We start from the raw sequence: 12,231 nt of genomic DNA on the forward strand, positions 1-12,231 counted from the left end.
CTGCTGACTTCTGTCTGTTCAGCTTACCCTTGTGGATAAGGTTACCGAGTGTACTCGGCGTACCAGACAGATCTCCCCGGGTAAGAACATTATCTTCCCCTCCATCCATCTGCCTCATTTACTCTCATTCGCCTTCGGCAGTAAGGGCTTTGTCTTGTTTGGCAGACTCACCCAACGAATGCTAGCCTTATATGAGGTTCGTGTTCCTCAGACCAGAGGTTTGCCGCCGGCTTCCTTCAGATTCGACCTCACGGTCGACACCCTTGCCATAAGCTAATGGTTACTACTGCCTTCACCATTCGGGACTTGAACCCTATAGATAATGCCCATGCCGGGCGCACCAAAAAAAGCGGAGGAGAAACACCTTCGCTCTTCATTTCCGTTACTTGAATAATAAAAAAACAACAAAGTCCCTAAATTGTGTTTTAGAGGGGCTAAATTATTTTAAATTTCAAAAAAGCTATCCCGTTCCACTTTGCAAACTCTTAGTCCATATCGTTTGTACCAATCTGTTTTTCCTTTTTCCTGTGCAACTCGATGTAACGCATGTTCTTTCCAATTCTTTATGGCTTCTATGGACTCCCAATAAGAAACGGTAATACCTATACCCTCTTGGTCACGAACGCTCTCTACACCGAGAAAACCTTGTTGTTGAGATACCAGCTCAACCATCTTATCTGCCATTTTTCCGTATCCGTTATCTCCTTCTGTTCGCTCAGAAGTAAAAACAACCGCATAATAAGGTGGTTGTGTGGTTTTTGCAATTGCACTCATTAAATCCCTCTCCTCAAATTATGAAAATTACCTCTCCTGTAAATTTATAGTACAACAGCATTTCTCTTTTAAAAGGCAATTTTATACATTAATTCCAAATATAAGAAAAATAAAAATGGATGTAATCACAATCTATCATGTATTATCGAATCCCATTAGTTCAACAAAGAACCTATCGTTTCCGTCTAATAATCCAAGCATTTTCTGCTTTATCAAAGCCAACCTTGGGATAATACGACATAGCAGTAGGAGCAGATAACAATATCAGTGATACTTGCTCAGATAATTGCATTTGTGTTTGACGTATAAGTTCCTTTCCAATGCCCGTACCTTGGTACTCTTTATCAACAGCTAAGTCGGACAAGTAACAGCAGTAACAAAAGTCAGTAAGTGAACGAGAAATGCCGACCAGCTTTTCCCCGTCCCATGCAGTAATAATAAGATTTCCATAATCAATCATCTTTTGAATTCTATCAACGTCATCTGTAGGTCTATTGATTCCTGAACGTACAAATAAGTCAGCTACTTCTTTTCCCGTGACGGAGGCTTTTATTCGATATTCTATTGAATACATGTTTTTTATCCCCTTTATATCATTTCTCTTAAGCAAGCGTGAATACAAGATAAATTGCCGTTCCCCACATAATCAAAGCCGATACCTTGTTTAAAATCACTAAGAATCTTCCTGATTTATCAATCTTTCCAATTTGTCTTCCTACTAATGCCAAAGTAAAAAACCATATATATGAAACAGCAATACACGCTACAGCGAATGCAACCTTATCCATACCTGAATATGATAATGAACTTGTCCCGATTACACCTATAGTGTCTAAAATGGCATGAGGATTCAACAAAGAAACTGAAACGGCAAAAGTGATTTGTTTTTTAGGAGAAAGTGCATTGATATCTGTTGATTTTGTGCTGGGTTTACTTTTCCAAGTAATGAATCCCATATATGTTAAGAATATAACTCCACCTATCAACAAAGCTATTTTAATCCAATAAGCACCAAGAACGATAACCGATACCCCTAAAACTGCCAAAGATATCAAAAGTGTGTCGCAAATGGAAGCCGTGATAACAACAGGCAATGCACGAATAAATCTTGGTTGGTGTGCATCGCAAAAAAAGTCGTCTCGCCCATGTCACCTTTCCCCATCCACTCTCGCTCTTACAGCCGCAAGGCTTCACAGCCTCTTTACAACATCTCCCAAAAATCCCCAAAGTAATTATAGTCGTCATAGGGTTCTGGGAAAAACAGGGATTACGACGTGAAAAAACGGGGTAAAAAAAGCAATTAAAGTCGAACTAAGAGCAGGGGGAAAGGCAGGGAAAAAGATTCGGGATAGGGCAAAAGATAATCGGAGGAAATGATCGAGAAAAAACAGGAGAAAAACGTTTGAATCCCTTGTCCCACAAGGGTTTTCTTCTTCTCCCCTCCCAATAAATCCTCTCCCCTGATTTAAGAAAAGAGCCGAGGAAAAACAGGAGTGAATACCTGAATTTCGCTCGGCTCGTAACATGACTTTTTAGGCTTTAACACGACTTTTTAGGCTTTTAGATGACTTTGATTGGTTTTTACACCGATAACACAAGACCCTAACCTCTTACTCCACCGTTACACTCTTCGCCAGGTTGCGTGGTTTATCCACGTCGCAGCCGCGGTGCAGGGCGGCGTAGTAGGAGATGAGTTGGAGCGGAACTACCGAGACGAGCGGTGTCAACAGTTCATGGACAGCCGGGATGACAAAGCGGTCTCCCTCATGCTCCAGGCCTTTCATGCTGATGATGCAAGGGTTGGCGCCGCGCGCGACGACTTCTTTTACGTTTCCACGGATGTTTAGGTTCAATGCAGCCTGAGTGGCAAGAGCAATGACCGGGGTATCCGTTTCAATCAACGCGATTGGCCCATGCTTGAGTTCACCGCCGGCAAATCCTTCGGCTTGAATGTAGGAAATCTCTTTCAGCTTGAGTGCGCCTTCTAAACATACATAGAAGTCAAGGCCACGGCCAAGGAAGAATGCATTGCGGTGAATCAAAAACTCACCGGCAATTTTCTCCATTTCTTCTTTGCTGTCACACAGCACTTCCATTGCGTTTGCTGCAATGCTTAGCTCCTGAATCGGGTCAAAATCAAGCGAGATTCCTTTGGCGCGAGCCGTGTCAACCGCAAGAATAGCAAGCACAGCCATCTGGGCGGTATACGCCTTTGTCGAAGCCACCGCAATTTCAGGTCCGGCATACAGCGGAAGCGTATAATCCGCCTCACGGGACAAGGTAGAGCCTGGCACGTTGGTCAGCGTCAGCGCCCGGTATCCTAATTTTTTAACCGCTACAAGAACGGCTCGGCTGTCTGCCGTTTCCCCACTCTGTGAGATAAAGATAAACAGCGGCTTCTGGCTGAGCAGCGGCATATTGTAGACGAATTCGCTCGCAATGTGCACCTCAACCGGGATATTCGACAGCTTCTCAATAAATTGTTTACCGACAAGCCCTGCATGGTAGCTTGTTCCGCAGGCCACAATATAAATGCGGTCCGTATCTTTCATCGCTTCCCGGATGGAGTCATCAAGCTTCAGATTTCCGTTCTCATCCTGGTATTCCTGAATAATACGGCGGATGACAAACGGCTGTTCATCGATTTCTTTCAGCATATAGTGAGGGTACGTCCCTTTTTCAATATCACTGGCATCGATTTCTGCAGTAAACGGCCTGCGTTGAATTAAATTGCCTTTTAAGTCTTTGATGGTGATGTCTTCTTTCGTAACGATAACCATTTCCTGATCCATCAATTCCACGAATTGATCGGTTACCTGCAGCATCGCCATCGCATCGCTGGCCACTACATTACAATCATCGGCAACACCGACAAGAAGCGGGCTTTTGTTTTTTGCTACATAAATAACATCCTTGTTTTCATTATCAAGCAGGGCGATCGCATAGGAACCTTTTAACGCCCGAAGCGCTGTACGAAATGCTTCTTCCACTGATTTTCCTTCGTTCACAAACTTCTCAACCAGTTGTACGATCACTTCCGTATCTGTATCGCTTGTAAAAGAATGAGCGGGCAAATACTCGCGCTTCAACTGCTCATAGTTTTCAATCACACCATTGTGAACAAGGGTAAAACGTCCGGAAGCGCTTTGATGCGGGTGGGCATTCACCCGGTTTGGCACTCCGTGTGTTGCCCAGCGCGTATGTCCGATTCCCACAGGAGCATGTGTATTTTTATCAACAATTTTACGCAGCGTAGCAATGCGTCCTTTTTCTTTAAAGACATGAACGCCTTCCTCATCCAGCAGGGCAACTCCTGCAGAATCATACCCTCTATATTCCAGTCTTTCTAATCCTTTCAATAAAATTTCTTTTGAATCGTTGTTTCCAATATATCCGACGATTCCGCACATAATGTAATTTTTCCCCTTTCACATCGGACAGAGGGATACACCAATCACGTTATTCAAAAACAGGGCAGCCTGAAATTGAAGGTCCATGAAGCCCCCCCTGTCTTTTCCATCGTTATCGTTGATTTTGCAAATGGTATTTGCCGTAATGTCCGTCCGTACAGCAAATAAACATCATTTAACAAACGTTGATTCAACAAGCTTTCATTCCAAATCAATTAAAGACTGTGCTGTTCTTTTGTGCGACAGGTCACCCTGGCGTTTTGTAGAACAGCCCTGCGGCAGCAGTCTCTGCCGGGAGGTATCCGCCGAAGTTTCGATAAACCTCCTCCTCGTCAACCATTCTCCTTGTTCCGTCCATGAGCAATGGTCCAGGCGCTTTACAACATTATGTTATGTGTTTTTTGGCTGCATTTATATATACCGATTCTCAACTCCTTTCAAACAATAATAATTAGATTAGCATAAAGTAGCTTATCTCACAATAAGCTAATTAAGGATTAAGAAAGAAAACCGGCGAACCCTTCGGCTGCCCGATTTGTTTCATAAATCCTCCTAAAGTCAATAATACACTGTCATTATATGTTCAATCGCTTCTTCTTGTGACAATTTAATGATGTAAGATATATAAAAAAACTTCCTGAATAAAAGGGAAAGGACGCCCGTATTGCAGCGTCCCAGCCTGTTACTTTTACCCCGTTAAATACTTTAGCGTTAACATACTTATGGTTATCCTACATAATTAGCTATCCAACTTCATTATCAGATAGTACTTCACCAAATACTTATCACACTTAAACAAGTTCTTTTTCCACAACTTTTACGATTTTCTCCACGTATCCTTTTAGCACAGCCTCATCCGGTCCTTCCGCCATCACACGGACGATCGGTTCAGTACCGGACGGACGGACAAGTACGCGGCCGTTCTTGCCGAGCTTATCTTCAACTTCTTCCACAGCAGCTTGAATTCCGAGATTCCCTGTGAGCTTCGATTTATCCGCCACCCGTACATTGATAAGCATTTGTGGGAACTTGCGCATCGTGGCAGCCGCAAGCTCAGAAAACGGTCGATTCTCTTCCACCAGGACATCCAACAACTGCAGGGCCGTTAACAAACCATCGCCTGTCGTGTTGTAATCGAGGAAAATAATATGGCCCGATTGCTCTCCGCCGAGGTTATAGCCCCCGCGAATCATTTCCTCCATTACGTAGCGGTCACCGACAGCGGTTTGCTTCGTTTCTATTCCTGCTTCTTCCATCGCCCGGTAAAAGCCGATATTGCTCATTACAGTAGAAACGATGGTATCCTTTTTAAGCTTACCATGCTTCTTCCATGCTTGCGCACAGATCCCCATAATGAAATCACCGTCCACCACATTTCCTTGTTCATCCACCGCGATCAGGCGATCGGCATCGCCGTCAAAAGCAAGCCCGACATGCGCGCCATGCTCGACAACCGCTTTTTGCAGGTTCTCAGGGTGGGTAGAACCGCAATCACGGTTAATATTCAAACCATCCGGATTGCAGGCAAGGGTGACCACCTCGGCTTCCATATCCGCAAACAGCGGAGCCGCGAGCGAAGAAGCCGCGCCATTCGCACAGTCAACGACGACTTTCAGATTGTTAAACTTGTTGGCTACCGTGCTTTTTAAGAACTGCATATATTTTTGTGCGCCCTCTTTGTAATTCAGCGCGCTGCCAATGTCGCCGCCGATTGGGCGCGGCAGTTCATCCAGTTGGGCATCAATCAACTTCTCAATCTCCAATTCTTTTTCATCAAGCAGCTTAAACCCGTCCCCGCCAAAAAATTTAATGCCATTATCCTCAACAGGATTATGGGAAGCGGAAATCATAATCCCCGCATCCGCATCGAGGACGCGTGTCAGATAGGCCACCCCCGGTGTGGAAATCACGCCAAGGCGGATAATTTCCGCGCCAATCGATTGGAGGCCCGCAATAAGCGCCCGTTCAAGCATCTGTCCCGAAATACGGGTATCGCGGCCAACAACAACTTTTGGCCTCTCATTTTTTGTCTCTTTCGTTACCACATAGCCGCCGCAGCGGCCGAGTTTATATGCTAATTCGGGGGTGAGTTCCGTGTTGGCCACCCCTCTTACTCCGTCAGTTCCAAAATACTTACCCATACTCTTAAAACTCTCCTCTCAGGGTTTAGCTTGAGCTTCCAGTCGATCGATCCATTATTCGCACAACGGTTTTCATGTTTGTTTCGTTCAATACTTTTACATCAGGCGGTAAATTTAGCTTTACTTTTATCGTATGCTCTCCCGGCGGAAGGTTACTTACATCCACCACGGCCTGCAAGTCCTTATTCTGCAGCTGGGTCAGTTCGCTGTCGTTGCCCTCAAGTTCAGCGGTAAGCTTACCGGAAGGCGGATCGACCACTTGGGAAGTCATACCGTTTCCAGAACCTTTGACATTAATCGCGACTTCCTTTTTTATCGTCTTAAGGGCCGTCGTCTGCGTCCCTGTACCGCCTAACCCTGTAGGCCCCGGTGCAGGTGGCTGAGAATTAGAAGACAGTGATACATGTACGGTGACCGCCACTTTCGGCGGGTCAACCTTTGTTACGTCCTTAAGAGCAGGCAAGGTCACTTCAAATGTTTGTGCATCCGTTACCTGGCTTACATCAATCTTCCCTGCAGGATATGAGGTAATCGCGTTTAACACGTCCGCAGTCCCATAAATTTTCACCTGAGGCGGATTTACGACAATCGAGTTAACCGAATAGCCGTTAGGCAGACTCCCTTTCGGCTCAATTTTTACCGGAACCGTCTTGAACTCCATCGTAAGCGGAACCTGAACATCCGCTGTTGCCGGCGAAACCTTGGCATCGATAGGTTGTCCATTTCGATCAAGCACACGCAGCGGAACGCGCGTATGAATATCACCGCTTGCATCTTCTATACTTACGAGAGCTTGGACCATGGACACATTGTCGACCTGGCTCTCAGGTACGGTTACCGTCGCCACTTGCGGCGAGACAACCGGTTGACCTGCAATATAACCGTCTTTAGCCTTCCCAATCACCGATACCCTTACATTTCTTGTAACCTGCTGAATGGCCTCAATGGTGACAGGAACATTGCTCGGCTGTATCCGTACCTCCAAGCCGGGCGGAAAGCCTTCCCATTGGACAGGAACCGTATAAGAACCACTGCTATAATTGCGCAAATCAACATAGACGTCTGTTTTGCCGGACATAATAGCAGATAAAGCCAATTGATCCGCACTCCCTTTTAATTCAACCTGAACGGTTGTCGGCACCCTGACGATATACTTCCTGTCATTATAACGCGCATCCAAATTCATCTGTGTGATACGAGTCACAGAATGGTCTGCGCTGCCGGGAAAGTACGTTTGCATGCGATCGCTATTCACCACCATCCACAACATGATGGCGATAAGAAGCGACACAACTTTTACAACGGTATTGTTATTTAACCATCTATCCATTTCTTTTCACCCTCCGTTGCCAGAGTGTGGACGTTGAACGACTGGATGAAGACAATTTGTCATGGAGAAATTCATTTAATTTCTCCTCTGTAAAATTGCGTGTGATCTCCCCGTTTACCGCGATGGAAACCTGCCCTGTTTCCTCGGACACGACGAGCGCAAGGGCATCGGATACTTCTGAAATTCCAATCGCTGCACGATGCCGCGTACCAAGTTCTTTAGAAATCGTCGGATTCTCGGACAACGGCAAATAGCATCCTGCAGCCATCACGTTGTCTTTACGGAAAATGACAGCCCCGTCATGCAGAGGCGTATTGGGGATAAATATATTGATCAGCAATTCCGAACTGCACTTTCCTTCGATGGGAATTCCGGTTTCAATATACTCGGAAATTCCTGTCTCACGTTCCAAAACCATCAGGGCGCCGATCCTGCGCTTTGCCATGTAAAAGGAAGCCTTCGTAACGGTTTCAATGAATGCGATAAGCCTATCCTCATCCGGGGTAGAGCTTCGCGAAAAAAGACGCCCACGGCCAATCTGTTCGAGCGCACGCCGCAGTTCCGGTTGGAAAATAATTAATATCGCGAACACTCCGTACGTAAATGCTTTATCCATAAGCCACTGAAGCGTTTTTAGCTGTAAATAAGAACTGGCAACCATCACGATAACGATCACCATAATCCCTTTAAACAATTGAAGTGCCCGCGTACCGCGCAGCAGGATGATACCTTTATAAATAATGTAAGAAACGATTAAAATATCAATTATATCCGTTACATATCCCAGAAGGTTTCCGGTGAAATCCTTCATTCCTGCAATCCTCCTTACGATTGGGAGGTGAAGTCGTTATCCATTCCCTGCATTCATTACGATCTAGTATAGCTTTTTTTATCTGCGCACGCAAAAAGACACGGCCTCCCCCGTGCCCTCTAACAATGGTCTACTTGCCGCTGACCAGGTAGTTAGCCACACTTTTTATATTATACCACATCCACTCCAGCACTTTGTTTATCTCCTCTACTTCTCCGGAGATATGCGCGGTAGAAGCTTGCAGCACTTTACCGTCTATGGCGACGACATTGCCGTTTACATCACCGTTTACTTTAATCTGCCCATTGCGCACCACGATGTCCCCCTGTACAATTTGGCCTGCCGGCACAATAACAAGGTGATGGGGTTCATCAATTTTCAAATGCTGCGTCCATGGGGCTGATAGTTCAAACTTCCCCTGGCCGTGCACCCAGCTCGACATCATACTGCTTGCCATGAGGATAATGAATAAGGAAGCAGCAACGAGAAACGGATGATTCTTCATCTGGTCTCGCCAGCTTAGCTTCTTTTTACGTTTTGGTACACGAAGCATGACATGGTCAGTAAATCCTTCCGGTGCTTTCAGGTAAGACAGACCTCGCATCAGGGCAATGGATTTTTTCAGTTCATGCAGGTGCTGTTTACATGCCGTACAGGAAACCAAATGTTCACGCAGCCTGTCTTCTTCCCCAGGTCCCAACTCCCTGTCCAAGTAATCGTGCAGCAGATAGGTAGCTTCTTTACAAGTCATCGTCTTCTCTCCTTTCTCTCGTTACGTGAACCGCAGTTTTTTCCGCAGAGCTTCGCGCCCGCGGTGGATACGGGTTTTAATGGTGGAAATAGGGAGAGAAATAGCCTCACTAATTTCCTGCAGGCTTAAATCCTCGATATAGCGTAAAATCATAACGGCCCGGTATTTCGGATTGAGGGCCATTAAAGCACCTTGTACTTCTTCTTGAAGTTCATCTGTGATCACTTCTTCCTCCGGTCCTTTTCCTGTATCAGGAAACCGATCGTGCCAGTCCATACCGTCCGTGCCGGTTAATTCCGCATCAAGAGAGAGCGTAGGCTTTCTTTTTCTTATATAATCAATACATAAATTCGACGCAATCCGGTAAATCCAGGTTGAAAATTTATATTTTGGGTCGTAGTTGTTCAAATTTGCATAGACTCGCAGGAAGGTTTCCTGAGCTACATCTTCCGCCTCCTGCTTATTTCCAAGCATCCCATAGGAAACATGATATATTTTGTCTTTGTACAGATCGACAAGCTCCGCAAAAGCAGCCCGTTCCCCCTGTCTTGCCCGCTGGATAATCCGTTGCTCGGTTTTTTCCAATGATTCCACATCCCAAAATTCAATTTCCTTATCGTTTTTACGAAAGAGACACCCTTATGGTTTCATGAAGAAACTCAGTTCACACCAAGTCCAGACGCAAGTGATAACCTGAGCCTACCTGATCGAGTAAAAAGGGCAGGCTTCTTTCTTGTACTTATAGTAACACTGACACTTCGTGCAAACCACAGAATCTTTTGCCGCGCAGTCCAATACTAAACTAATATTAAACTAACATCGATTTACGAACGCAAAAAAGAAGAGAAAAGGCAACACTTTTCTCTTCTTTCGTCTTTGCTATATTACATTAATTTTTCACCAAATACGGAACCCATTAACGCAACAGCCACTTTGGCCGTTTGGTTCATGTGGTCAAGAATTGGGTTGACTTCCACAAATTCAGCGCTGGTCAATACATTTGCTTCCGCTAACATCTCCATAGCAAGGTGGCTTTCGCGATAGCTAATGCCGCCAAGAACCGGAGTCCCGACACCTGGAGCATCATGGGGATCAAGCCCGTCTAAATCAAGGCTGAGGTGGACGCCGTCCGTATCGCTAGTGACAATTTCCATCGCTTCTTCCATCACCCTTGTCATCCCTAAACGGTCGATTTCATGCATCGTGTACACTTTAATCCCTTGTTCCTTGATGAAACGGCGTTCTCCCGGATCAAGCGAACGCGCGCCAATAATGACAACGTTTTCAGGTTTTACCTTAGCTTCCAGGCCACCAATGGAGGTCAGTCGTTCATGGCCGTAGCCAAGACTAACCGCGAGCGGCATGCCGTGAATATTACCTGAGGGTGAAGTTTCCGCTGTGTTCATATCCCCGTGGGCGTCATACCAAATAACCCCTGTATTTTTGCGGTGTTGGAGAACTCCGGCTATCGTCCCAAGCGCAATACTGTGATCGCCCCCGATAACGAGCGGGAAATACCCTTTGTTCATTTCTTCCGATACCGCGTTAGCTAATTCTGTGTTAACCCTTGCAATTTCATCAAGATATTTTAAGTTGGTTCCTACAGTACTGTAGTTTTTAGGGTGGCGAACGACCAGGTCTCCCCGATCATGTACCGTATACCCGATATCTTCTAACCGCTGCACCACACCGGCATAGCGAATTGCGCTGGGCCCCATGTCGACTCCCCTACGATCCGCTCCCAGATCCATCGGGACCCCGATAATTGATATATTGGAATTTATGCGTGGATTCATAGAATGCAAGCCCTTCCTTTCGATGAGTTATCCCTATTGTAACTTGATGAAGGTTGTTGACTCAACTCAACAAGTTTATGAATCATTATACATTTTCCATCTGTTTGTAATTTTTTGCATATATGTTATGTTTGAAGGAAAGCCGGTTTGGGTAACGATGATAGTTAATGAGTTAGCGGCCAATTACACTTGTTTACGAAAGGAGTTTCAAGATGATAACCTTTTCTTCCGTTTCAAAAACGTACGAAGATGGCACAACGGCCATTCACCCCTTAGATATAACGATCCGGGAAGATGAATTTTTTGTTCTTATCGGGCCAAGCGGATGTGGGAAAACTACCACGTTGAAAATGATAAACCGTTTAATTGAGCCGACGGAAGGCAAAATTACCATCCATGGGCAGGACATCCGTACCATGGATATCCTGCAGCTGCGTTGGAATATCGGCTATGTACTGCAGGAAATTGATCTCTTTCCCCATATGACGATTGCGGAAAATATCGCTACCCGGTCAGTCATAACGCGGAGGAAGTATACCAGCACACAAAAGTCGATTTAGCCCATAAGTTTACCTTAGTCCTTCTCAAACCAATGAAGTATAACAATACGTATGCGCTTGTCGTTCGAAAAGATCTGGCAGCCCGCCACCATCTGCGGAAAATTTCAGACCTCAAGCAGGTGGTCAATAATCTGACCGCCGGGTTTACCTTCGAATTCAAATCCCGGGAGGACGGCTACCAGGGCATTCAAAAAGTCTACCATATCCAATTCCCAACGGTTAAAACGATGGATGCCTGGCTTCGTTCCAAAGCGATACAATCCGGTGATGTGGACATTATTGATGCGTACTCAACCGACACTACGAAGGCCACATAAGTCCCCTTTGGTGTCAGCCCCCTTTTTCTATCTGATACCAGGTGCAAGCAGGCATCTTTTCAAAAAACCGTCTGTAAAATAAAAAAACCCCTTCAGTAAAGGAGTTTGTATATTTTCTATGTAAATGGAGCGGGTGATGGGAATCGAACCCACGTATTCAGCTTGGAAGGCTGATGTTCTACCATTGAACTACACCCGCAATGCTTAATGTTAATTTTCATTTAAATTCCTCGTGTTGTATAAAGGTTGATAAACAACCTAATGGTCGGGAAGACAGGATTTGAACCTGCGACCCCCTGGTCCCAAACCAGGTGCTCTACCAAGCTGAGCCACTTCCCGAA

The 12,231-nt window shown here is 45.5% G+C and carries 10 protein-coding genes, 2 tRNA genes and 2 pseudogenes; 2 read left to right on the top strand and 12 right to left on the bottom strand.

Features of this window, described 5'->3' with window-relative positions; all coding sequences use genetic code 11:
* Nucleotides 1–444 precede the first annotated feature (444 nt).
* From H525_RS0114065 to rocF, 10 genes and pseudogenes are all read right to left on the bottom strand, one after another.
* Entirely contained in the window at nucleotides 445–774 is a 330-nt protein-coding gene (locus H525_RS0114065) for an antibiotic biosynthesis monooxygenase family protein (RefSeq protein ID WP_027416722.1), read from the bottom strand.
* A 172-nt stretch (nucleotides 775–946) separates the two neighbouring features.
* Entirely contained in the window at nucleotides 947–1,348 is a 402-nt protein-coding gene (locus tag H525_RS0114070; protein WP_027416723.1) for a GNAT family N-acetyltransferase, read from the bottom strand.
* 28 nt (nucleotides 1,349–1,376) lie between these two features.
* Nucleotides 1,377–1,895 (bottom strand): annotated as a pseudogene (locus H525_RS24195) (LysE/ArgO family amino acid transporter); the annotation flags it as partial.
* A gap of 489 nt (nucleotides 1,896–2,384) precedes the next feature.
* The gene (glmS, locus tag H525_RS0114080; protein WP_027416724.1) at nucleotides 2,385–4,184 is read right to left on the bottom strand and encodes a glutamine--fructose-6-phosphate transaminase (isomerizing); all 1,800 of its coding nucleotides are present in this window, start codon (nucleotides 4,182–4,184) and stop codon (nucleotides 2,385–2,387) included.
* Nucleotides 4,185–4,975: 791 nt separating this feature from the next.
* On the bottom strand, nucleotides 4,976–6,325 hold the full coding sequence (gene glmM, locus H525_RS0114090; RefSeq protein ID WP_027416725.1) for a phosphoglucosamine mutase: 1,350 nt from the start codon (nucleotides 6,323–6,325) through the stop codon (nucleotides 4,976–4,978).
* A 25-nt stretch (nucleotides 6,326–6,350) separates the two neighbouring features.
* Nucleotides 6,351–7,655: a CdaR family protein gene (locus H525_RS0114095; protein ID WP_027416726.1), complete on the bottom strand. Its 1,305-nt coding sequence runs from the start codon at nucleotides 7,653–7,655 to the stop codon at nucleotides 6,351–6,353.
* A complete protein-coding gene (gene cdaA / locus H525_RS0114100) occupies nucleotides 7,648–8,466 on the bottom strand; it encodes a diadenylate cyclase CdaA (protein ID WP_027416727.1) in 819 nt (272 codons plus the stop codon). Before cdaA ends, H525_RS0114095 begins: the two co-directional genes overlap by 8 nt.
* A gap of 130 nt (nucleotides 8,467–8,596) precedes the next feature.
* Nucleotides 8,597–9,217 (bottom strand): zf-HC2 domain-containing protein, encoded by a 621-nt coding sequence (locus H525_RS0114105; protein ID WP_027416728.1) that lies wholly within the window; start codon nucleotides 9,215–9,217, stop codon nucleotides 8,597–8,599.
* Between the two features lie 21 nt (nucleotides 9,218–9,238).
* On the bottom strand, nucleotides 9,239–9,802 hold the full coding sequence (sigW, locus tag H525_RS0114110; RefSeq protein ID WP_027416729.1) for an RNA polymerase sigma factor SigW: 564 nt from the start codon (nucleotides 9,800–9,802) through the stop codon (nucleotides 9,239–9,241).
* Between the two features lie 299 nt (nucleotides 9,803–10,101).
* Nucleotides 10,102–11,001, bottom strand: coding sequence for an arginase (gene rocF, locus H525_RS0114115; protein ID WP_027416730.1), 900 nt, complete (start codon nucleotides 10,999–11,001; stop codon nucleotides 10,102–10,104).
* Between the two features lie 224 nt (nucleotides 11,002–11,225).
* Here rocF and H525_RS0114120 point away from each other — a divergent pair.
* Together H525_RS0114120 and H525_RS0114125 are read left to right on the top strand one after the other, a co-directional pair.
* Nucleotides 11,226–11,564 (top strand): annotated as a pseudogene (locus H525_RS0114120) (ATP-binding cassette domain-containing protein); the annotation flags it as partial.
* 41 nt (nucleotides 11,565–11,605) lie between these two features.
* A complete protein-coding gene (locus H525_RS0114125) occupies nucleotides 11,606–11,890 on the top strand; it encodes a glycine betaine ABC transporter substrate-binding protein (RefSeq protein ID WP_027416732.1) in 285 nt (94 codons plus the stop codon).
* Nucleotides 11,891–12,015: 125 nt separating this feature from the next.
* On the opposite strand, the gene H525_RS0114130 is transcribed toward H525_RS0114125, so the two are convergent.
* Together H525_RS0114130 and H525_RS0114135 are read right to left on the bottom strand one after the other, a co-directional pair.
* Nucleotides 12,016–12,089 (bottom strand) — tRNA-Gly (locus H525_RS0114130).
* Between the two features lie 63 nt (nucleotides 12,090–12,152).
* Nucleotides 12,153–12,229, bottom strand: a tRNA-Pro gene (locus tag H525_RS0114135).
* Between the last annotated feature and the right edge of the window lie 2 nt (nucleotides 12,230–12,231).

The sequence above is a fragment of the Aneurinibacillus terranovensis DSM 18919 genome, assembly GCF_000430625.1.
In the GTDB taxonomy this organism is placed as follows: Bacteria; Bacillota; Bacilli; order Aneurinibacillales; family Aneurinibacillaceae; genus Aneurinibacillus_B; species Aneurinibacillus_B terranovensis.